This is a genomic window from Neisseria sp. P0001.S005 (assembly GCF_051963715.1).
Window position 1 is genome coordinate 1 of the sequence record NZ_JBQCTZ010001134.1, and the last position, 222, is coordinate 222.

The 222-nt window shown below is 48.6% G+C and carries 1 pseudogene; it reads right to left on the reverse strand.

The window, feature by feature from the left end:
* Nucleotides 1–40: 40 nt before the first annotated feature.
* Nucleotides 41–222, reverse strand: a pseudogene (locus ACTHSP_RS24305) (hypothetical protein); the annotation flags it as partial.

A 222-nucleotide genomic window follows, 5' to 3' on the forward strand; every position in this document is an offset into this window, starting at 1 on the left:
CGTAAATTCCGCTATGCCCGGGCAGCCTATTTTGGTCTGCTCAAAGTGAGTGCGCAAAGCCATCTGAAGGCGATGTGACGGAAACAACCGAAAACCTGTGTTTGGGTTTTGGCTGTTGGGGGAAAGACTTTTTTGCAAAGGTCTCTTCCTGCTTATCCGCTAAAAATGTGCGCGCCATATCATCGCTGATGGCACCGAATTTGCCTTGTTCCATCCATTGTT